Source organism: Cellulomonas sp. JH27-2 (genome assembly GCF_014837175.1).
Classification (GTDB): domain Bacteria; phylum Actinomycetota; class Actinomycetes; order Actinomycetales; family Cellulomonadaceae; genus Cellulomonas.
Map to the genome: position 1 here is coordinate 395,577 of NZ_JACYFR010000002.1, position 21,215 is coordinate 416,791.

General features: G+C 72.8%; 20 protein-coding genes. 10 read left to right on the top strand and 10 right to left on the bottom strand.

All coding sequences use genetic code 11. The features are described from left to right. The first annotated feature begins 43 nt into the window (after positions 1-43). The 5 genes from IC607_RS06745 to IC607_RS06765 all read left to right on the top strand — a co-directional run bounded on the left by IC607_RS06745 (position 44) and on the right by IC607_RS06765 (position 4,131). Positions 44-541 (top strand): MarR family winged helix-turn-helix transcriptional regulator, encoded by a 498-nt coding sequence (locus IC607_RS06745; protein ID WP_191786349.1) that lies wholly within the window; start codon positions 44-46, stop codon positions 539-541. 85 nt (positions 542-626) lie between these two features. Next, complete coding sequence (locus tag IC607_RS06750; RefSeq protein ID WP_191786351.1) at positions 627-1,412, top strand: transglutaminase family protein; 786 nt, start codon at positions 627-629, stop codon at positions 1,410-1,412. 70 nt (positions 1,413-1,482) lie between these two features. Next, positions 1,483-3,051, top strand: coding sequence for a Na+/H+ antiporter (locus IC607_RS06755; RefSeq protein WP_191786352.1), 1,569 nt, complete (start codon positions 1,483-1,485; stop codon positions 3,049-3,051). Positions 3,052-3,148: 97 nt separating this feature from the next. Next, complete coding sequence (locus IC607_RS06760) at positions 3,149-3,622, top strand: hypothetical protein (protein WP_191786354.1); 474 nt, start codon at positions 3,149-3,151, stop codon at positions 3,620-3,622. Further along, positions 3,622-4,131 (top strand): DUF664 domain-containing protein, encoded by a 510-nt coding sequence (locus IC607_RS06765; protein ID WP_191786356.1) that lies wholly within the window; start codon positions 3,622-3,624, stop codon positions 4,129-4,131. Before IC607_RS06760 ends, IC607_RS06765 begins: the two co-directional genes overlap by 1 nt. 18 nt (positions 4,132-4,149) lie before the next feature. Here the strand turns inward: IC607_RS06765 and IC607_RS06770 are convergent, their stop codons facing one another. Together IC607_RS06770 and IC607_RS06775 are read right to left on the bottom strand one after the other, a co-directional pair. Next, positions 4,150-5,160, bottom strand: a complete 1,011-nt coding sequence (locus IC607_RS06770; protein WP_191786358.1) for a hypothetical protein — start codon at positions 5,158-5,160, stop codon at positions 4,150-4,152. Positions 5,161-5,364: 204 nt separating this feature from the next. Next, a complete protein-coding gene (locus tag IC607_RS06775) occupies positions 5,365-6,861 on the bottom strand; it encodes an SDR family oxidoreductase (protein ID WP_191786360.1) in 1,497 nt (498 codons plus the stop codon). 261 nt (positions 6,862-7,122) lie between these two features. Between IC607_RS06775 and IC607_RS06780 the strand changes: the two genes are divergently transcribed. Further along, on the top strand, positions 7,123-7,512 hold the full coding sequence (locus tag IC607_RS06780; RefSeq protein ID WP_191786362.1) for a phage holin family protein: 390 nt from the start codon (positions 7,123-7,125) through the stop codon (positions 7,510-7,512). 12 nt (positions 7,513-7,524) lie between these two features. On the opposite strand, the gene IC607_RS06785 is transcribed toward IC607_RS06780, so the two are convergent. Next, positions 7,525-8,205 (bottom strand): GNAT family N-acetyltransferase, encoded by a 681-nt coding sequence (locus IC607_RS06785; RefSeq protein WP_191786364.1) that lies wholly within the window; start codon positions 8,203-8,205, stop codon positions 7,525-7,527. A 202-nt stretch (positions 8,206-8,407) separates the two neighbouring features. On the opposite strand from IC607_RS06785, the gene IC607_RS06790 reads away from it, so the two are divergent. Genes IC607_RS06790 through IC607_RS06800 form a run of 3 tightly spaced genes read left to right on the top strand, consistent with a single transcriptional unit; the run spans position 8,408 to position 11,583 of the window. Beyond that, positions 8,408-9,487, top strand: coding sequence for an acyl-CoA dehydrogenase (locus IC607_RS06790; protein WP_191786366.1), 1,080 nt, complete (start codon positions 8,408-8,410; stop codon positions 9,485-9,487). A 39-nt stretch (positions 9,488-9,526) separates the two neighbouring features. After that, on the top strand, positions 9,527-10,885 hold the full coding sequence (locus IC607_RS06795; RefSeq protein WP_191786368.1) for a bifunctional PIG-L family deacetylase/class I SAM-dependent methyltransferase: 1,359 nt from the start codon (positions 9,527-9,529) through the stop codon (positions 10,883-10,885). After that, positions 10,882-11,583, top strand: coding sequence for a glycosyltransferase (locus IC607_RS06800; protein WP_191786371.1), 702 nt, complete (start codon positions 10,882-10,884; stop codon positions 11,581-11,583). Before IC607_RS06795 ends, IC607_RS06800 begins: the two co-directional genes overlap by 4 nt. 108 nt (positions 11,584-11,691) lie before the next feature. On the opposite strand, the gene IC607_RS06805 is transcribed toward IC607_RS06800, so the two are convergent. The 3 genes from IC607_RS06805 to IC607_RS06815 form a co-directional block, all read right to left on the bottom strand. Further along, positions 11,692-11,877 carry a hypothetical protein gene (locus tag IC607_RS06805; RefSeq protein WP_191786373.1) on the bottom strand — a complete coding sequence of 62 codons (186 nt, stop codon included), beginning with the start codon at positions 11,875-11,877 and terminating at the stop codon, positions 11,692-11,694. A gap of 75 nt (positions 11,878-11,952) precedes the next feature. After that, the gene (locus tag IC607_RS06810) at positions 11,953-12,987 is read right to left on the bottom strand and encodes an NAD-dependent epimerase/dehydratase family protein (protein ID WP_191786375.1); all 1,035 of its coding nucleotides are present in this window, start codon (positions 12,985-12,987) and stop codon (positions 11,953-11,955) included. Positions 12,988-13,074: 87 nt separating this feature from the next. Then, positions 13,075-13,344: a Rho termination factor gene (locus tag IC607_RS06815; protein WP_191786377.1), complete on the bottom strand. Its 270-nt coding sequence runs from the start codon at positions 13,342-13,344 to the stop codon at positions 13,075-13,077. 292 nt (positions 13,345-13,636) lie between these two features. On the opposite strand from IC607_RS06815, the gene IC607_RS06820 reads away from it, so the two are divergent. Beyond that, the gene (locus tag IC607_RS06820; protein WP_191786379.1) at positions 13,637-14,779 is read left to right on the top strand and encodes a glutathione-independent formaldehyde dehydrogenase; all 1,143 of its coding nucleotides are present in this window, start codon (positions 13,637-13,639) and stop codon (positions 14,777-14,779) included. 52 nt (positions 14,780-14,831) lie between these two features. Here the strand turns inward: IC607_RS06820 and IC607_RS06825 are convergent, their stop codons facing one another. The 4 genes from IC607_RS06825 to IC607_RS06840 form a co-directional block, all read right to left on the bottom strand. Next, positions 14,832-16,703 carry a bifunctional UDP-sugar hydrolase/5'-nucleotidase gene (locus IC607_RS06825; protein WP_225224568.1) on the bottom strand — a complete coding sequence of 624 codons (1,872 nt, stop codon included), beginning with the start codon at positions 16,701-16,703 and terminating at the stop codon, positions 14,832-14,834. A gap of 123 nt (positions 16,704-16,826) precedes the next feature. After that, positions 16,827-17,807 (bottom strand): magnesium transporter CorA family protein, encoded by a 981-nt coding sequence (locus tag IC607_RS06830; protein WP_191786381.1) that lies wholly within the window; start codon positions 17,805-17,807, stop codon positions 16,827-16,829. Positions 17,808-17,975: 168 nt separating this feature from the next. After that, entirely contained in the window at positions 17,976-19,586 is a 1,611-nt protein-coding gene (locus IC607_RS06835) for a beta-1,3-glucanase family protein (RefSeq protein WP_191786383.1), read from the bottom strand. A 131-nt stretch (positions 19,587-19,717) separates the two neighbouring features. Continuing rightward, positions 19,718-21,070 (bottom strand): ricin-type beta-trefoil lectin domain protein, encoded by a 1,353-nt coding sequence (locus IC607_RS06840; protein ID WP_191786385.1) that lies wholly within the window; start codon positions 21,068-21,070, stop codon positions 19,718-19,720. Positions 21,071-21,215: the final 145 nt, after the last annotated feature.

The following is a 21,215-nucleotide window of genomic DNA, read 5'->3' on the forward strand; positions in this document are numbered from 1 at the left end:
CACCACTAGTAAGGCTAGTAGGTAGCCAGGCTAGTATCCAGGCATGACCGAGCCCGCGCACTTCTGGTACGCCGACGACCCGTCGGTGGCCGAGATCCTCGAGGCGGTGCGCCGCTTCCGGCGAGCCGACGAGGACATGCGGCGGCGGATCAGCGCCGGCATGCGGATGAACGTCACGGACATGTCCGCCCTCCAGTACGTGATCGCCGTCGAGCAGCGCGGCGGCCACGCCCACCCCGGTGACATCGCTGGCCACCTCGGGATCTCGACCGCGTCGACCACCAAGCTGCTCGACCGGCTCAGCGCGTCCGGCCACCTCACCCGGACCACGCACCCGACGGACCGACGCTCGGTGGTGGTGGCCGCCACACCCCACGCGCACACCGAGCTCCGAGAACGCCTGGGCCGGATGCACGAGGCGATGGCCGCCATCGCGCGTGCCGTCCCACCGCAGGCGCGCGGCGACGTCAGCGCCTTCCTGGACGCGATGTCGGACCATCTCGACAGCGAGCGTGGTGTCGCGCCCCTGACGTCGGCCTGAGGCGTGCCGCAGACGGCGCTGCGGCAGCCGCAGATGTGTCGACGCACCGCTCGCCGCCGCGCTCGATCACCTGCACAATCACCGCATGCACCGTGACGTCCGCGCCCACCTCGTCCTCGACGTGACCTCGCCCGCCACCCTGGCCTTCGCCCTGGCGGCACGCGACGCGACCGACGAGTCCCTGACCCTGGAGCTCGACGGCAAGCCGCTCGTGCCGCGTGAGCTGGTCGGCTCGCACGGATCGCGCCTGCACGTGGTCGACGCACCTGGGGGGAGCCTTCGGCTGGAGTACCGCGCGAGCGTGGACGGACACGTGCTGCAGGACGAGGACGACGAGGCCGACCGCCTGCTGCACCTGCGGCCGAGCCGGTACTGCGAGTCCGACTCGCTCGCCCCGACCGCGCGGGCCGAGTTCGCGGGTCTGTCGGGTGCCGGGCTCCTGGCTGCGGTGAGCTCGTGGGTCGGCACGCGGCTGACGTACGTGCCGGGCTCCTCGTTGCCGACGGACGGCGCGCTGCGCACGCTCCTGGCCCGTCAGGGTGTCTGCCGCGACTACGCCCACCTCGTCATCGCGCTGCTGCGAGCGCTCGACGTGCCCGCGCGCCTCGTCGCCGTATACGCGCCGGGGCTCGACCCCATGGACTTCCATGCGGTGGTCGAGGCCTGGGTGGACGGGGCGTGGCACGTGGTCGACGCAACCACCCTGGCTCCGCGCGGGACGCTGCTGCGGATCTCGACCGGGCGCGATGCGGCGGACACCGCGTTCCTCAGCGCGTACGGCGGGGTGGTGTCGCTCGTGGAGCTGGAGGTGGGCGCGGTGGCGGACGTGCTGCCCGACGACGACGTCACGCGGCTGGTCCGGCTCGGCTGACGTGCTCGCGCACACCGACCAGCCTGCTCGCTAGGGTTCCTCGCAGGGCTCGTCGACGGGAGGGAGGGGCATGCCGACCGCGCTGCTGATCGGGATCCTCGTCGCGGGCATCATCGTCCTGACCCCGCTCGCGGACCGCCTGCGCGTGCCGTTCCCGGTCGTCCTGACCGTCTTCGGTCTGCTGGTGCCGTTGCTCCCGTCCGTGCCCGTGCTGCGGGTCGACCCCGACATCATCCTGCCGCTCGTGCTTCCGCCCCTGCTGTTCGCCGCCACGCAGCGCGCCACGGCCCGTGACTTCCAGGAGAACGCCCGCCCCATCCTGCTGCTCGCGGTCGGCCTTACCCTCGCCAGCGCGGCAGCCGTCGCGGTGCTCGCGCACCAGCAGGGCCTCGGCTGGGGGCCCGCTGTCGTTCTCGGTGCCGTCGTCGCCCCGCCCGACCCGGTGGCCGCGACGGCGGTCGCACGCCGGTTGCGGCTGCCCGGCCGGCTCGTCACCGTGCTCGAGGGCGAGGGGATGTTCAACGACGCGACCGCCCTGGTCCTGTACGAGATGGCGGTGCTCGCGGTCGTCGCCGGCGGGATCAGCGCCGGTGAGCTCGGGCTCAGCCTCGTGCTCGCGGTGGTCGTCGGCGTCGGGTTGGGCATCGCGTCGGGGTGGGTCACCCGCGTGGCGATGGCCCGCCTGCACGCCGCCTCGGCCGAGACGACGCTGACGATCGCGGTGCCCTTCGCCGCCTATGTCGCGGCCGACCGGCTGCACGGCTCGGGCGTCCTCGCGGTCCTCGCCCTCGGCCTCTACCTGCGCACGTACGGCCACGCGGCGATCACGTCCGAGGGGTGGCTGCTGGGTCGGGCCGTGTGGCGCTACGCGGACTACCTCATCACCGCTTTCGTCTTCGTGTTCATCGGCTTCGAGCTGACCGAGGTGCTGCGGACCAGCCCCGAGCGGACCCGCGCGCTGTCCCTCGCGGCGTGGACGTGCGCCGTCCTGGTCGTCGTGCGGTTCGTGTGGGTGCTCGCCGCGACGCTGCGCACGCGTCGCTCGTCGCGTCGTGGGCCCATGCCGCTGGGTGGGCGCGAGGCGGTCGTGACCTCCTGGGCCGGCATGCGGGGCGTGGTCACCGTCGCGACCGCGCTGGCCCTGCCGCTGTACGCCGACGACGGCTCGACCTTCCCCGGCCGCGACACCATCGTCGTCGTCGCACTCGTGACGGTGCTCGTCACACTCGTCGTCCAGGGCCTGACGCTCGCCCCGCTGGTGTCCTGGCTCGAGGTCGGCACCACGTCGGACGCCCGGGCCGAGGCACGCGAGCTGCGTCGCGGTGCGACCGAGGCGGTCCTCGCGGCGCTCGAGGACGGGCTCGGCGACCCTGTTCCCGACCGTGTGCGCGAGGCCGTGACCCTGCAGTACCGCGGCTACCTCGCGGCCCAGCAGGCCATCGTCACGGCGACGCACGGTGAGGCGGACGACGACGACGACCCCGGCGACGACCCCGAGGTGCAACGCCTGCTCGCCGCGGCGAGCGAGGTCGAGCGCGGCTTCGTCGTGGACGCCCGGCTGCAGGGAGACGTCAGTCCCGAGGCCGCCGACGAGGTCCTCGACGAGGTGGAGCGCCGCGCGCTGCGCGACCTGGGCTGAACGCCGTGCGTACGACCGGGCGTACGACCAGGCGTACGACCAGGCCGTCCTGGCCGCCCGAGATGCCAGGTCCGTCGCCAGCGGGTAGACACGGGACATGTCCTCGTTCGTTCGTTCGTTCACGCTCGGTCTGGCCGTCGGCGGGCGGTCGTCCGTCGCGGTCACGGTCCCGATCGCCGTCGCCACCCGCGGGCGCAGCGGGACCGTCGCGGTCCTCCTGCGGTCCGCCGGCCGCCTGGCCGTCGCCGGCGAGGTGGTGGGGGACAAGCTGCCCGACGCGCCGAGCCGGCTCGACCGACCGGTGTTCCTCGCGCGGCTCGTCGCCGGGGGAGTCGGGGCCCTGGGGCTCGCGCTCGCCGAGCGGCGCTCCGCTGCTGCCGTGCTGGCCGCGGTCCCTGTCGGGGTCGCGGGCGCCTACGTCGGCTCGTTCGCCGGGTACACGTGGCGCACCTGGGCGGCGAAGGACGGCCCCGCCTGGGCCCAGCCCGACACGCGCGCCGCCGCGCTCGAGGACGCGCTGGTCCTGGCCACGAGCGCAGGCCTGATCCGCTCCGCACCCCGGGAGGCCTGATGGACGTCGCCGACCTGCTCACCGACGGTTTCGGTCGCATCGTGCCGACGGCGCGCCGGCTGCTCGACGGCCTGCCCGCGCCTCTGCTCACGTGGCGCGCGGACCCCGAGGCGAACACCATCGCGTGGCTCCTCTGGCACGCGGGACGCGGTCAGGACGCCCAGCTCGCGCCCCTGGCGGGCGCCGAGCAGGTGTGGTTGCGCGACGGGTGGGCGCGTCGCTTCGACCTCCCGTTCGCCGACGACGCCAGCGGGTACGGCCAGTCGTCCGACGAGGTCGCCGCCGTCGACGTCCCCGCCGACCTGCTCCTCGGCTACCTCGAGGCAGCCACGCAGGCCACGACGACCTTCGTCGCCGGGCTGGAGCCGGGCGACCTCGACCGCGTCGTCGACGAGGGCTGGGACCCGCCTGTCACGCTCGGCGCGCGCCTGGTCAGCATCCTGGCAGACGACCTGCAGCACCTCGGGCAGGCCGCGTATGTGCGGGGCCTGGCGGAACGCGTGCGCTGAGCCGGCGGGCTCCTCGCCTCAGGACGCGAGGGACTGCTCGCGGTGCAGCCCGATCCGTTGCGTCGGGACGGTCGGCACCGGTGCCGGCGGCGCCGCGCGCACCAGCTCGTCGACGAGCACCTGCCAGGCGCGCTGCACACGCACCAGCGACTCGGTGACGACCTCCGGCGGGACGTGCCCCGATGCACGCTCGCCGCGCGCCTCGTCGAGCGCGTCCAGGCCGTCGTCCACCGCACGCCGTGCGGCCCGGTAGCTCGACGTCCCGCGATCGGGAACGGCGGTCAGCACGTCGAGCGCCGCGGTCGCATCCAGGAACTCGGCCCGCAGCCGCTCGAAGGCGGCGGGGCGCTCGAACATCGTCATCCGGCCGGTCGAGGCCACTACGGTCTCGACGAGCGACGACTCGGCGAGGCCCTCGACGGCGCGGTGCAGCGCGTGCGTGTCGAGCTGGACCTGGAGCAGGAGCACCAGGGTGCGGCCCAGGATCGCCTCGGTCCGCTCCCGTGCCATCGCTCGCTGCCGCTCGGCCTCGCGCGCTCGTTCGGCCTCCCGCAGCGCGTGCGCGTACGCCTCGCGCTCCCGCTGCTCCAGCTCGGCGCGCAGCTGGTTGGCGCGGCGCGAGACCTGCGCGATCTGCGTCAGCACGCGTCGCTCGCTGGTGGCCTGCGCGTCGGCGACGAGGTCGCGGGCGGTCTCGTTCACGGGTGCGCTGTATCCGTCGTCGGTGTACGCGAACAGCGCGACGGCGTGCCGGTCCGCCCACAGCGTGGCCGTCTTGGCGTACCCGGACCGCGAGTAGAAGGCCGCCGTACGCGATCCCGCGACGATGCGCAGGCGCTCGAGCGGGGTGATGTCCAGCGGTGCCCTGCTGCGGTCGACCATCGCCGCGAACGTCGCTCCGAGCAGGTCGACGGGGTCGCCGTCGTCGGGCGTGACGCGGACGTCGACGAGCGCGAGCACCATGCGGGCATGGCGCTCGGCGAACCGTTCGGCCTCCCGCCACTGCGGGTCCCGACCCGCTGCGCTCATCGTCGTCTCCCGGCTCGTCGGCGCCTGGCCAGCGCTCTCACGTCCGACGCTACGGCGTTCGGGCGGCGGCAGCGGGGCCCCGGCCGGGTGACGTTCGGGTGTCGTTGCGCTGTTCGGGTGAGGCTCCGGCGACGACACCGGGGCGAACCGGACGCAGCGCTCGGGTGAGGCTCATCACGTCGTGCGCGCGGGGACGCGCGCGGGTCACCAACCGGAGCGCACGTAGTCCTTGAGGAAGCAGCCGTGCAGCAGCTCGCCGGCCTCGCCCCGCACGATCGGGTCGTACACGCGGGCCGCGCCGTCCACGAGGTCCAGCGGGGCGTGGAAGCCCTCCTCCGCGAGCCGCACCTTGGTGAAGTGCGGGCGCTCGTCGGTGATCCAGCCGGTGTCGACGCTGGTCATCAGGATGTTGTCGTGGGCCAGCTCACCGGCGCTCGTGCGCGTGAGCATGTTGAGGGCGGCCTTGGCCATGTTGGTGTGCGGGTGACCCGGTCCCTTGTACCCGCGCGAGAACACCCCCTCCATCGCGGAGACGTTGACGACGTACGAGTGCCGCTCGCCTGCGCGTCGCATGGCCGGCCGCAGACGGCTGACCAGGATGAACGGAGCGGTCTGGTTGCACAGCTGCACCTCAAGCAGCTCGAGGGGGTCGACCTGGTCGACCGTCGCGACCCACGAGTTGGTGTGCTCCTGGTCGGGGACCAGACCGCCCGCGTCGATGCCCGTGCCCGCGACGAGCCGCTCGAGCGAGGCCGCCTGCGCCGTCAGCGCCGCCTCGGCGACGCTCTCACGCTGCGCGAGCGGCAGGGTCGGGCTGCTCAGCTCGCTCACCGCCCCCGCGAGCTGCTGCGGGTGCGCGCTGCTGGTCCGGCCGAAGGTCGTGATCGCGGGCAGCGGACCGTCGGGCAGCGGCTCGAGCTCGGCGTCGACGAGCCGCGAGTACGCGCCGGGGGAGCGCCGAACCGTCTGGGCGGCGTTGTTGATGAGGACGTCCAGCGGACCCTGCTCGGCCACGGAGTCCGCCAGCGCCACCACCTGGGCCGGGTCGCGCAGGTCGATGCCCACGATGCTCAGCCGGTCGAGCCACTCGTGGCTGTCGTCCATCGCGGCGAAGCGGCGGGCGGCGTCGCGGGGGAAGCGCGTCGTGATCGTGGTGTGCGCGCCGTCCCGCAGCAGCCGCAGCGCGATGTACATGCCGATCTTGGCCCGCCCGCCGGTCAGCAGCGCGCGCCGACCGGTCAGGTCGGTCCGTGCGTCGCGCTTGGCGTGGTTGAGCTCGGCGCACGCCGGGCAGAGCTGGTGGTAGAACGCGTCGACCTGGGCGTACGGCTCCTTGCAGATGTAGCAGGCACGCGCCCGCAGCAACGTCCCCGCGCTCGCGCCGCGGGTGGACGAGACGAGGGGGATGCCGCGCGTCTCGTCGTCGATCCGCCCGGGGCTGCCCGTGGCCGTCGCGGCGACCACGGCTCGGTCGGCTGCGCTGATCGCGTCGCGGCGCTCGATCCGGCGCTGCTTCTTCGCGGCCTTGAACAGCGCCGACGTCGCCCGCCGGGCCTGGGCCAGCTGCGGGTGGTCGGACGGGAGGCGGCTGATGTGCTCGGCCACGCGCAGGAACGTCGCCAGCTCCGCGGCGTCGATGCCGACGTCGGTCGTCGATCCGGTGCCGGTGGTGGTCGCAGGAGCGGGAGTGGTCGTGGTCATGCGGGATCCGTCTCGGGTGTCGTCCGGGGGAGTGGCCGGCGAGCCGAGGGGCGAGATGCCGGGCGTGCGCGGTCGTCGCGCGGTTCCCATGATCCCATGCCCGCTCGTGGCACCCGCTCGCTCCCGGACACGCCCGCCGTCGTGCTGACGCGGGCGCAGGATGTCCCTAGGGTGTGGACCAGGTGGGACGTCGCGCCCGACCTGCAGGTTCGGCGGGTGCCGACACCGCGAGATCCGACACACGAGCAGAGGTGGACCGTCATGATCAGGTTCTTGATTCGCACCGGCATCTTCCTCGCGTCCGCGGCGCTGGGCCTGTGGATCGCGTCGCTGATCCTCGACGACTTCAACCTCGAGCTGTCGGGGTTCATCGTGGCCGTGCTGGTCTTCGCCATCCTCCAGTCGATCCTCGCGCCCTGGATCGCGAGCATCACCCGCGACCACGCCAGCGCACTGACCGGTGCCGCCGGCCTGGTCTCGACGTTCCTCGCGCTGCTGATCGCGACGCTGGTCGGCGACGGCCTGACGATCGACGGGGTGACCACCTGGGTGCTCGGCACCGTCATCGTGTGGCTCGTGACCATGCTGGGAGTGCTGCTGCTCCCGTTCGTCCTGGTGCGCAAGGCGGTCCGGGAGTCGCGCGGGATCTGAAGGGCCTGCGCCCTACGCGCCCGGCGCGCGGACGACGAGGAACGTGATGTCCCGCCGCCACGCGAACCCGAGCGCCTCGTACAGGCGGATCGCGCCGACGTTCTCCGCCGACGCGTGCAGGAACGGGACCTCGCCACGTCCCCGGATCCCCGCCGCGACCGCGCGGACGAGGCGCGCCGCCAGGCCCTGGCCGCGGTGCTCCGCGTCCGTGCAGACGGCGCTGATCTCCGTGTAGCCGACCGGGTGCTGCCGCTCTCCGGCCATGGCCACGAGGGTGCGACCGCGGCGGATGCCCAGGTAGGTGCCGAGCCGGTAGGTCTGCGGTGCGAACGGGCCCGGCTGGTTGCGGTCGACGATCGCGAGCATGTCGGTGACGTCGTCCGCTCCCAGCGTCACCGCCTCCGGGTCGGGCGCGTCCACGAACCGGTCGGTCGCGACCATCTGGACGCCGGCGAAGCGAGCGACCTCGGTCCAGCCCGCGCCCGGCCGGTCGGCACCGGGCAAGACCACCTGTGCGCCCGGGCCCACGAGGTCGGCCAGGTCGGCCCACGCCTGCGGGTCGGCGGCGTCGTCGACGGCCACGATGGGCGACACGTCCGGCCGGTAGCGGCGCGCGTGACCCGTGCCTTCCGCGAACTCGGCGTGGACGCCGAGCAACGAGCTCCAGGCGGGGTTGTCCAGGACGTGCGGCACAGGGACCTCTCAGCGGCGGGGTGGACGGGTGGGGCGGCGCGCCGTCGGGCCGAGCGCAGCGTCGCACAGCCACCGGCCCCCGGTCCAACGATTCGCGCGGGCTGCGGCGGGTCCTGCACCGGTTCCGGTGGCCGTGTGCCGGGAACCTGGTGATGATCTGTCCGGGCCGCTGCGCGGCGACGAGGCACGAGAGGAGGTCGCGGTGAGCGACGACGACGTTCGGGTGCAGATCGGGACCACCCCGACCCCGGGCACCGTGCCGGTGGGCGAGGTGCTCGGGAGCGTCAGCGAAGCCCTCGGTCGCGCGCGCGGGTGGCCGGCGCAGCTGCGTCCCGGGACGGGCGGCACGGTCGCGCTGTGGGAGCTCCTGGCATCGTGCGCGGCGATGGACCTTGCCGTCGCCCGCGCGGTCGAGCCGCACCTCGACGCGCTCGCCATCCTCGACCAGGCAGGTCTCGCTCCCGGCGCGCTCGGGCTCCGCGACGACTCGACGTGGGGCGTGTACGCCGCCGAGGGCCCGGGCCCCGGGCTGACCGCACGGGAGACGGCAGACGGGTCGTGGGTCCTGGACGGCGTCAAGCCGTGGTGCTCCCTGGCTGGCGAGCTCGACGCGGCGCTCGTCACCGGACGGCTCGCCGACGAGCCCGACACCCGGGTCATGCTCGCGGTCGACCTGCGCGCCCGTGGCGTCGCGTCGCTCGAGCAGGGTTGGTACGCACGCGGGCTGGCAGAGATCCCGAGCACACCCCTCCGCTTCGACGCGGTCCCGGCCGCCCTCGTGCGCCGCGGTGACTGGTACCTCGAGCGGCCGGGCTTCTGGTGGGGCGGCCTCGGGGTCGCGGCGTGCTGGTACGGGGGAGCGGTGGCGATCGCGCGGCGTGTGCACACGGAGGCGCACCGCAAGCCGGAGGACCGACTGCTCACGATGCACCTGGGGGCGCTCGACGAGCGGCTGCACGCGGCCCGCCTGGTGCTCGCCGACGCCGCCGCGAGCGTCGACGCCTCCGGTGCTTCCACCGGCGGCGGTCGCGAGCCGGAGCTCCCTGCAGACCGCCAGCGCGGTCGGCTCCTGGCCAAGCGGGTGCGCGCCGTCGTCGCCCGGACGTGCGAGGACGTGCTGCGCACCGCGGCCCATGCCCTGGGTCCGGGGCCCCTGACGCAAGAGGCCGACCACGCCAAGCGCGTCGCGGACCTCGAGGTCTACGTCCGCCAGCAGCACGCTGAGCGCGACGACGCCTCGCTCGGCGGCGCGCTGGCCGGCGCGGACCGTGCACCGTGGTGAGCGCGGTCGTGAGGCCGTGGTCGAGGCGATGGTGACGCGATGGTGACGTTCGACGGCCGGGCGGCCGGTACGCAGCCGGCGACGTGGGAGGGCGACGAGCGATGGGCCGAGCTGCCGGTGCTGCGGCTGCCCGTCGGCCGCGTGGTGGTGGTCGCCGCGCACCCCGACGACGAGACCCTCGGTGCCGGTGGCCTGCTGCACGAGCTCGCAGCGGCGGGTCGCCCGGCGGACGTCGTCGTCGTGACCGACGGCGCCGCATCGCACCCGGGGTCGGCGACGCTTGCCCCCGACGATCTGGTCCGCGTCCGGCGCGACGAGGTCCTGCGGGCCGTCGCTGTGCTCAGCCCGGACTCCGTGGTGACGCTGCTCGACTTCCCGGACTCGCAGGTGCGCGAGCACCGCGAGCAGATCGCTGTGGCGCTGGCCGCGGCGATCGGCTCGCAGCCGCTCGCCGCGGTCGTGGCGCCGTGGCGCGGCGACGGACACCGCGACCACCGGGTCACGGGTGAGGTCTGCGCGCAGATCGCGACCGAGCGCGGGGCGCGGCTGCTCGAGTACCCCATCTGGATGTGGCACTGGGCCCACCCCGACGACCCCGCGACCCCGTGGCAGCAGATGCGGGTGCTTCCGCTCGGTGACCGCGGGGTCAACCGCAAGCGACGCGCCACCACCGAGCACGCGACGCAGACGGAGCCGCTGTCGGACGCACCGCAGGACCTCGCCCCTCTCCACCAGCGCTTCCTGCGTCATTTCGAGCGGGCGACAGAGGTGTTCATCGAGGAGACCGAGCCGCCCGCACCACCGGCAGCGGAGTTCTTCGACGCCGCCTACGCGCGGCGGGACGACCCGTGGCGGTTGGGCTCGCGCTGGTACGAGGAGCGCAAGCGTGACCTGACGATGGCGATACTGCCCGAGCGCAGGTACACCGCCGGGCTCGAGATCGGGTGCTCGGTGGGCCTGCTGACCGCGCGCCTCGCGGAGCGGTGCGACCAGTTGACCGCGACCGATGTCGCGGCCTCCGCGGTCGAGCAGGCCGGGGCGCGCGTCGGGAGCGACGCCGGCGTCCGGGTGCTCCGCCACGACGTCCGCACGGGCGTTCCCGACGGCTCGTTCGACCTGGTCGTGCTGTCCGAGGTGTCCTACTACCTGAGCAGGTCCGAGCTCACGCGGCTCGCCGACGGGCTGCATGACCACCTGTCGACCGACGCCGTGGTGCTCGCCTGCCACTGGCGGCACCCGGTCGCCGAGCACACCATGCGCGGCGACGACGCCCACCGGGTGCTTGCCGAGGCGTTGGGCATGTCCGGCGTGGCCCACTACGAGGACGCCGACGTCGTGATCGACGTCTGGCGCACGCGGCCCGCATCGGTGGCGCAGCGAGAGGGCCTGGTCCCGTGAGCGGGCCCGTCCGGCGGGTCGTGGTCGTCGTCCCGGTGCACGACGAGGAGGCGCTGCTGCCGGCGTGCCTGCAGGCGCTCGTCCGCGCCCGGGACCACCTGCTCGTGCGGCGTCCCGACGTGGAGGTGGGGGTGGTGGTCGTCCTGGACGACTGCGGCGACGGTTCGGCGGCGGTCGCAGCCCGGTTCGACGTCTGTGCGCTGGACGTGCGGGAGCGGGCGGTCGGGGCTGCACGCGCCGCCGGGATCGACGCCGCGCTGGCCGCCCGGTCCACCGAGCCGGCGGCGACCTGGATCGCCTGCACCGACGGCGACTCCGTGGTGCCCGACACCTGGCTCACGGCCCAGGTGGAGCTGGCGGAGGGGGGCGCCGACGTGGTGGTCGGCACCGTACGCCCCGACCCGCGCGACCTGGCCGAGCACCAGCTGGCCGCGTGGCAGGCGACACGCGTGCCGGGGCGGGCGAACGGTCACGTGCACGGCGCGAACCTGGGGGTGCGCGCCGACGCCTATCTGCGTGCGGGCGGTTTCACGCCCGTCGACGAGCACGAGGACGTTCTGCTCGTCGAGCGCCTGCGCCGCGACCCGTGCGTGACGGTGGTCGCGACCGACGTGACCGACGTGCTCACCTCCGGGCGCACCGAGGGTCGCAGCCCCGGTGGGTATGCCGGCTACCTCCTGTCGAGGTTCCCGCCGTGAGCTCGGCTCAGCCGCCGTCGTCGGACGTGTCGACCTGCTCGCGCACCTCGCGGCCCCGACGGACGTCCTCCTCCTGCTTCTCTCGTCCGCCGGTGCCGCGACCTGGCGTCACTCGGGTTCGATGGAGCCCTCGAGCTCCCCGGCGGGATCGAGGGAGTCGCCTTCCGGTGCGTCGGGTGTCGCCGGGCCGTCGGGTCGCGTCGTCGCGTCGCCCAGCGGATCAGGGTCACGCGGCAGGTCGGTGAAGTTGGGCTCGTCGGGAACCTGGCCGGGGTCAGGGATGGGTGAGCTCATGAATCCTCCTCGATGGTGCCGGCCCAGGGGCAGGCGCGGTGTCGTGCTGGTCGGTGTGGTCCCTCAACCTGGCCGTCACCTGCCCGGGCGCAGGGGCGGGCTGGCGGTACCGGAGCGTCGGCCCATGCCGGCGACGACCTCGCGGACGGCGTCGAGCGCGGACCAGCGCGGCCGGAAGCCGAGCTCCCGCTCGGCGCGCGTCGTGTCGAGGACGGGCGCCGCGAGGGCCATGTCGAGCCAGCCGGGGCCGGCCGCGACGGCTCGCGAGTGCCAGCCGGCCCAGACCGCGGTACGCACCAGGCCGGGCGAGACGTCGCGAACGCGTCCGCGGGAGACCAGCTCGGCGACGTCCGTCCCGCGCAGCACCTGCGGGGCGGCCACGTTGAAGGCACCGCGCGCCTGGCGCACCACCGTCTCGCGGTAGGCGTCGGCGAGGTCGTCGGCGTGGATCGCCTGCAGGCGCAGGCCCTGCGGCCACGGCAGGACGGGCAGGCGGCCGTCCAGGAGAGAGCGCGGGACCAGCGGGCCCAGGAACAGTCGCCCGATCTCGCTGCCCGCCGCGCGCTGGAAGACGAGCGCGGGCCGTAGCCGCGCGATCGCCAGCTCCGGGTGGCGGGCCTCGGTCTCGTCGAGCAGGCGTTCGCAGGCGGCCTTGTCCACCGAGTAGGACGACGTGGACACGCCGTCGGTGGGCCAGCCCTCGGCACGGGCGACGTCGTCGGGAGCGGGGGAGTACGCACCCGCCGAGGAGGCGACCACGAGGTGCGGGACACCGGCCTGCACGACCGCGTCCACGACGCGACGGGTCCCGAGCACGTTCACCCGCGCCAGGCGGCGCCGGTCGTGGCTGGGTTGGATGGCCCAGGCCAGGTGGACCACGGCGTCCGCGCCCGCGACGATGGCGGCGAGCCGGTCGACCACCACCTCGTCGGGCTCGGACGACGCGAGGTCGCACGCCCGCCACTCGGCGACCGAGTACGGCCGCGGCGGCGTGGAGGTGGGGACACGGCGCGCGACGGCGACGACCGACGTGATGGTCTCGTCGTCCACGAACCGCCGCAGGACGCCGGTGCCCACGTTTCCGCTCGCCCCGATGACGACGACGCGCACGCTCACACCTCCGTCACGAGCGGCGTCGGCTGCGGGGCAGGCAGCCGGCCCGGTGGGCGGGCCCACGCCGCGGAGGGGCCCCCGGACTCAGTGCTCACGCAGCGCCTTGACCAGCTCGGACCTGGACATCGACGAACGTCCGTCGATACCGATCTCCGCTGCACGTCTGCGCAGGTCGGCGACCGTCCAGTCGTCGTACGAGCCGGCGCTCCCACCCTTGGCCGCCTCCTTCTTCTCGCCCCGCGCGGCGGCGGCGTTCGCGATGCGGGCGGACTTCTCCTTCGAGTTCCCCTCGTCGCGCAGGTCCTCGTAGAGCTTCTTGTCCTTGACGCTCGGTCCTGGGTCCCGTCCCGGCATGGTGTCCCTCCTTCGCGCACGGGCCGCCTGATCGACCCACGCCACCACCGTGCCGCGGGCCGCGCGGTTCGGCACGTCGAACCGGCGCCGGTCCGGATGCGCCGGTGACCCCGTGTGTGCGCGATGGGCGGTGCGGCGTCATGGTCGAACCGTTCTCCCGGCGCTCTGCACCGGCACGTCGGAGCGCGCTCGAGATGCGGGCTCGGGGTGGGGATGCCCACGATGGACCGCTGTTCCGCCCGGGCCTCCAGCAGGTCCCTCGGGCAGCGACACCCCCATGAGAGGAAGCACCATGCGAGCAGTCGTCTACCGCGGGCCGTTCGACGTCGAGGTCACGGACGTCCCGGACGCGCGGATCGAGGAGCCGACCGACGCGGTCGTCCGCATCACCACCACCAACATCTGCGGCTCGGACCTGCACATGTTCGAGGGCCGCACGAGCGTCGAGGGTGGGACGGTCCTGGGCCACGAGAACATGGGCGTCGTCGAGGAGGTGGGTCCGGCGGTCACGCGCATCAAGGTCGGCGACCGCGTGAGCGTGCCCTTCAACATCGCCTGCGGCACGTGCCGCAACTGCCTGCAGGGCTGGACCTCGTTCTGCACCCGCACCAACCCGACCGAGGGCGTCGACGGTGCCGCCTACGGTTACGCCAACATGGGCCCGTACGCCGGCGGCCAGGCCGAGTATCTGCGCGTGCCGTTCGCGGACGTGAACCTGCTCGAGCTGCCGGCCGGCGACGAGCACGAGAACGACTTCACGATGCTGTCCGACATCTTCCCGACCGGCTGGCACGGCACCGTGCTCGCCGGGCAGAAGCCGGGGGACGACGTCGTCGTGTTCGGTGCCGGCCCGGTGGGACTCATGGCCGCCCACAGCGCCATGATCCGCGGGGCGGCCCGGGTGTTCGTCGTCGACAAGGAGCCGGACCGGCTCGCGCTCGCCGAGAAGATCGGGGCGGTGGCCGTGGACTTCTCCGCCGGCGACCCCGTCGAGCAGCTCGTGGACGCCACGCAGGGACGTGGCGTCGACTGCGGCGTCGAAGCGGTGGGCTACCAGGCGCACGACCCGTCGGGCGACGAGCACCCGGAGCTCGTCCTGGACAACCTGGTCCAGGCGGTGCGCACGACGGGTGGCATCGGTGTCGTGGGCGTGTACATGCCCGAGGACCCGGGCGCGGCGACCGAGGGCGCCAAGGAGGGCCGGATCGCCTTCGACTACGGCACATTCTTCACCAAGGGCCAGCACATGGGGACGGGCCAGGCCCCGGTCATGCGGTACAACCGCCAGCTGCGCGACCTGATCGTCGCCGGTCGGGCCACCCCGTCGTTCATCGTCTCCCACGAGCTGCCGCTCGACGAGGCGGCCAGCGGCTACGAGCACTTCGACAAGCGTGAGGACGGCTGGACCAAGGTCCTCCTGCGCCCCGGCGCCTGACCTGACCCGCGCCCCGGCGGGCGTCGCACACGCGACGCCCGCCGGGCCGGTGCTACGGGGTGATGGTCAGCGGGGTGGTGCCCGCCGTCAGCCGCCAGTCAGGGTTGGTCGACGAGAACAGGGCCGGGTCGACGACCTGGTGGGCGCTGACCCAGTCGATGAGCAGCTGGCGGATCTCCAGCTGCCGGTTGTAGACGACCGGGGCACCGGCGACGCCGGGGAAGTTGCCGCCTCCGGACTGCCGGTAGTTGTTGATCGCGACGACGAACTCCTGGTCGGCGGCCACCGGGGTGCCACCGTACGACAGGCCGGTGATCCGGCTCCCCACGGGCTTGGTGAGGTCGATGTCGTAGGTCAGCGGCTGGTCGAGCCCGCCCATGACGTCGTAGTTGTAGTCAGGCGTACCGGTGGGGGCCGTGGGCGTGACCGCGTTGGTGACCTGGTCCGCGGCGTACGTGCCCGGTCCCGTGACGGGCTTGAAGTACTCCGCCGACTTCTCGAGGTAGGCCTTGACCTGCGCACCGGTCAGCTTGATGCCCAGCAGCGTGTTGTCGTAGATGTACAGCCCGGCGACGTCCCGCACGGAGATGTCACCGGCGGGGATCGCCGCGTCCTTGTTGAACGGCGCCGCGATCGACAGCACGGGGAGGTCGGCGTCGGACCCGGTCAGGCCGGCCTTCACCGCGTCCGCCTGGACGTAGTTGATGAAGTCGAGCGCGGCGGTGTCCTCGTACCGGGCAGGCGCCGCGGACATCGCCTCGGTGGCCGTCCCGATCACGCCGTTGACGTACGTGACCACCTTCTCCTGGTCCTTGGCCAGCATCTTCACGATCTTCGGGTCCTCAGGCACCGCGTTGCTGTTGCGCACCGTCGAGTCGACCGAGCTCACGGTCCAGTGACCCCGTGCGAAGGTCAGGTCGAAGTCGAAGACCGTCAGACGCTCCCCCCACTTGAGCGGTTCGGACAGCACCACGGGCTTCCCCGTGACCTCGTTGGTGACGACGCGCTTCGCGATCTCCTGGTGCGCGTGCCCCACCAGGATCGCGTCGATCCCCGGCACCTGCTGTGCCACCAGGGTGGCGGCGTTCTCGGGGAACGGCAGCGTGTCGCCGTACGACGACGAGGTGTCCGCACCCGAGTGGGCCGCCACCAGGACGACGTCGGCGCCGGCCTTCTTCATCTGGGGAACGTACTTCTTGGCCTGCTCGACGAGCCCGCCGAAGCTCATCTTGCCCTCGACGTTGGCCTTGTCCCAGATGGCGATGCCGGGGTTGGTCAGGCCGAGGATGCCGACGCGGACCGGCTTGCCGTTCTTCGGGTGGACCGTCTTGATGACGAAGGGCTCGAAGGCCGGCTTGCCGGTGGTGTCGTTGATCGCGTTGGCGGCCAGCAGGGGGAAGTCGAGCTGCTTCTCGAACGTGCGCAGGTAGGGGATGCCGTAGTTGAACTCGTGGTTGCCGACCGCTGCGGCGTCGTAGCCGATCGCGTTCATGGCAGCGGCCATCGGGTGGATCGTCGTCCTCGAGATCGGCTGGACCTTGGCGAAGTAGTACGCGAGAGAGGTGCCCTGAATGGTGTCACCGGCGTCGACGAGCAGGGTGTTGCGGGCGCCCTTCTCCGCGCGGACCTGGTTCACGAGCGTCGAGACCTTCGCCAGGCCGACGTCGTTGTGCGCGCTGTCGTCGTACTCCGCGTTCTTGAAGTAGTCCCAGTTGAGGGCGCTGCCGTGCAGGTCCGTGGTGCCCATCACCGTCAGGTGGTAGTCCTTCGTCGAGCCGTGGCTCTGCTCGTGCCCGTGGCCCGGCCCGTGCTCCTTGCCGTGCGCGCTGGCCGTGGCCGGCATCGCGAGACCGGCCAGCAGCGCCGTCGCCGCCATCGCCGTCAGTCCAGCGGCCGCCTTGCCGCGTCGGAACGTCGTCCCCATGTCGAGGTCCTCCTGTGTTGTCGCAGATGCACCGGATTGCGGTGCATCGGGCAACCTAACCTTCGCGTGTGACACGGGCATGGCGAACGGGTGACGGGACGACGACGCCAGGGCGCGCTCTCGTCACCACCAACCCTGGCGGCGTGCCCACCACAGCAGCAGCCCGGACATGGCCAGCATCACCGCGAGGGACACGGCCAAGGGCGCCCCGACGGTGTTCTGGTTGACGATGAGGTTCATGCCCAGGATCGATGCGAGTGCCGTGATCGGCAGGGTCACGACGGCGATGACGGCGAGCCGCTCGGCCGCGATCGTCATCTTGGTGTCGGTGCGGGTGCGGTAGAACTCGATGACGCCCTGCAGGTACTCCTTCTCCTCGCCGGCCAGCCCCGCGATGCGTTCGAACTGGTCGACGAGGTCGACGAGCAGGTGACGGCTCTCGTCAGGCACGGCACCCGGCAGCGAGACGACGCGTCGGTAGATCTCCGCCGTCTGCGCAGCGATCGTGCGCACCGACAGCAGCCCGTGCCGCGTGCGGAACATCGTGTCCAGGAACTTCTCGGGGTCGTCGTAGGAGTCCGCGGTGACCTTGCGCTCGAGCTCCCAGACGTCGTTGGTGAGCTCCTCGACGAAGCGTTCCATGCGTCGGGTGATGGCGGAGACGATGGCGTGCGAGATGTCGAACGGCGTGCGCGGCCGCAAGCGCCCGGCGCGGATGCGCTCCAGGACCGCGCGCGTGTCCTGCTCCGCGACGTCGGTGGTGACCGCCTCGTTGTACGGGCCGTGCACCGTGACCAGGTAGTCGGGTCCGACGAACCGGTCGAGCTCGACGTGGTGGATGTGCCCGGCGGCGCCACGCTCCGGGGCGTGCAGCACCAGGAACAGCACGTCGGGGTAGGAGTGCACCTTGGGCAGACGGTTGCGCACGGCGCAGTCGTGGACGGCCATGGGGTGCAGGCCCAGGACGCGCGTCAGCACGTCCGCCGCCTCGTCGTCCCAGCGCGGGACATCCACCCAGACGATGCCGTCGCCCGCCAGCAACGTCGCGAGCTCGTCGGACGTGTGCTCGGTGACGCCTGCCGGGGTCACCAGATGGATCTGCATCGAGTACCTCCGGCGCCATCATGGCGTCCCGAGGCCGCCGGCGCAGCCGTTGCGGTGTGCCGCGGTCGACGACGCCGTGCGCTCACGGCGTGCACCGGGCGCGGCGTGCTCGCCGTCCGGGCGGCCCGCGCAGGACGGGCCGGCCGGGCGGCGGGCGTCGGGCCTCGGTCAGGTGTGGAGCGTCCAGCGCTGGGCGGCACTGCCGTTGCAGTCCCAGATCTGTACGCGCGTGCCGCGCGTCGACGAGCCCGACGGGTTGTCCAGGCACTGACCCGACTGCGGGTTGAAGAACGTGCCATCAGCCCGGGAGATGAAGACCTGGCTGCCGGTGCTGTTGCAGTCCCACAGCTGCAGCTTGGTGCCGTCGGTCGTGGCGCCGCCCGGGATGTCGAGGCACTTGCCCTGCACCCGGAGCGTGGAACCGGCGGCCACGTACGTCCACTTCTGCGCGACGGACCCGTTGCAGTCCCAGATCTGCACCTCGTTGCCGTTGCTGGTGCTGGCGGCGTTGTTGTCGAGGCACAGACCCGTCGACGAGGTGATCGAGCCGGCGGTCGCGGTGCCGCCCGTCGACCCACCGCCCGTCCCACCGCCGGTGAAGGGCTCGATCACGAGGCCGGCGGACGTGGGGGAGCCGTCGTTGACCAGGGACTCGAAGTTGCCCACGTCGTCGAACGCGAACGCGTAGGCCTTCCCGTCGGCCTGGTTGGCGTGCACGATCCGGGCGTACTGGTTGGTGGGACTGGACTTGTAGAACGCCGACGCGTCGGTGCTGGGCTGGTTGTCGACCGTGCCGAGCGTGCCGCGGTTGAGGGCGGCGCACAGGGTGCGGGCGATCGGCCCGACGACCTGGTCGTTGGGCGCCTGGAGCGCGCCGTCGCAGCCCCACACGTCGGCGCTGCTGGGTCGGTTGAACGAGGCGACCTGGGCGCCCGACCCGTTCGTGAAGGTCATGACCGTGCCCGACGTGCGGCCGAAGTACTTGGTGCCCGGCTGGTCCGCGAACGGCACGACCGTGAGGGTCTTCGACGCGTACGCCGACCAGGCCGAGGCGATGTACGGGTCCAGGTACGTGGTGCTGAAGAGCCCCGCGCCGGCCGCCTTGCCCGGCGCGAGGACGCGCAGGACGGTGCCGTCCGAGCGCTTGACCACGGTGTTCGCCCAACCCGACTGCGCGGAGATCTGGCTGATGACGTTGTCGCGCCCGTTGGCGACCAGGTCGCCGGTGCGGTGCGTGCCGCCGCTGCCCGTGACGGTGACGGCGTGCGGGACGGCGAACATGTCGACCTGCGAGCTGTTCAGCCACAGCCCGGCGTCGTTGTAGGTGAACTCGCTCCAGTCGAACAGGATGTCGTGGTTCGGGTCCCCGCTCGCCCACGGGGCAGGCTGGACGAGCCCGTCGGGCGTCAGGAAGAACTTGAGCTTCTGACCCAGAGAGAAGTAGATGCGCCCGCTGATGCCGCGCGGCACCTGGATCGTCGTGCTGCTGCCGTTGCCGGGACCGCCGATCGCCACGTCGGGTGCCGCGGACGGCGGGTTCGATCCCGCGGGCCAGGCGGTGAACGTCCCGCCCGCGTTCACGTAGCCGAGCCGGCCCGTGCTCAGGTTCGTGCCGAGCACGTACACGTAGACGGCGTCGCCGCGGCCGCTGGAGTTCGTGATGGTGAACGGCAACCGGTCCGGGCCGGCCGCCTGCACGGCGGGTGCGGCGATCACCGCGGTCGTCAGGCCGATCGCGAGCGCGCTGAGCGCGCCGAGCACTCGTCTTCTGGTCCTCATTGACCAATCCTTCGTGTTCGTCGGTGTCGTGCTCCCCGCCGGGTGGACCCGGCGGGGTGGTGTCGCGGCCGGCCCGGCGGGCCCTCGCGACGACCGGGCGCGACGAGGCGCCGCGCCCGGCCAGGTCGGGCTCAGGAGTGCAGCGTCCAGCGCTGGGGGGACTGGCCGTTGCAGGTCCAGATCTGCACCTGGGTCCCGCGGGTGGTCGACCCGGCCGGGTCGTCGAGGCACTTGTCGGCCTGCGGGTTGTAGTACGAGCCGTCGGCGCGCGGGATCCACACCTGCGCGGCCGTGTTGTTGCAGTCCCAGATCTGCAGCTTGGTGCCGTTGGCCGTCGCGCCACCGGGGATGTCGAGGCACTTGCCCTGGACGTGCAGCGTGGTCCCGGCCTGCACGAACGTCCACTTCTGCGCCACCGAGGCGTTGCAGTCCCAGATCTGCACCTTGTTGCCGTTGCTCGCGTTGGCAGCGTTGTTGTCCAGGCACAGCCCGTTGGCGTTGGTGATCGATCCGCCCGACGGTGTCGTCGTCCCGCCGCCGCCGGTGCTGCCGCCCGCGGTGTACGCCGCGACGTAGTCGACGAGCATCGGCACTCCCGACTGCGTCTGCGCCGTGGGACCGCCGCCGAACGCGTCCGGGAAGCCGCCGCCGATCGCGACGTTGAGGATCATGAAGAACCCGTGGTGCGTCGCGTTGTTCCACGTCGTCGCGTCCACCTGGTTCGCGTTGACGGTGAAGAAGTTCGAGCCGTCGAGGTAGAAGCGCAGCTGCTCCGGCGACACGCTGCGATCGAGCTCGGCTGCGTAGGTGTGGAAGCCGGTCTGGCAGCCGGAGCACGCGCGTTCGCCGCTGCCGAGCCCGGTGGTCTCGTTGCACGGACCGCCGGGGGAGGTCCCGCAGTGCAGGGTCGCGAACTCCGAGCTGCGTCCGTTGATGTCCTCCAGCACGTCGATCTCGCCGATGCCGGGCCAGCCGCTCGCACCCGTCCCGCGTGCTGCGGCGCCCAGCGCCCAGAACGCGGGCCAGTACCCGGCCGCCGCCGCACCGCTGACGTTGGGCTGCTGGATCCGGGCCTCGAGGCGCAGCTTGCCGCCGGCGGGTGCCGCCAGGTCGGTGCGCTGCGTCTCGACCCGGCCACTGGTCCAGCTGCCGTTCGCGGCACGGATCGGCTTGATCGCGAGGTTGCCGTTGCCGTCTTGGTACACGTTTGCCGTGCTGTTGGTCATGGTCTCGATCTCGCCGGTGCCCCAGTTCGCCGCGCCCCCGGGGTAGCCGGTGCCGAGGTCGTAGAGCCAGTTGGCCGTGTTGAGCCCGGTGCCGGCGGCTCCCGTGAAGTCGTCGGCGAACACCTGCGTCCAGCCGGACGGGGTCGGCGGGGTCGACGCGGACGCGGGCCCGGCGAACGTCGTCGCGGCCAGCGTGAGCGCTGCGGCGACGACGACACCGACGCGCAGACCGCGTCCGCGGCGTGTGGATCCGAACATGTGATGCCTCTTCTCAGACGTGTCTTCGGACGTGTCCCGGGTGATCGGCCGTCGACGTCGACGGGGCCCGGGAGCTCGTGACGCGCAGATCGCGCGCGGCATCGCCGGGCGCGTGGCGCGCGCTCGGTGATGGCGTCGTCCGGCG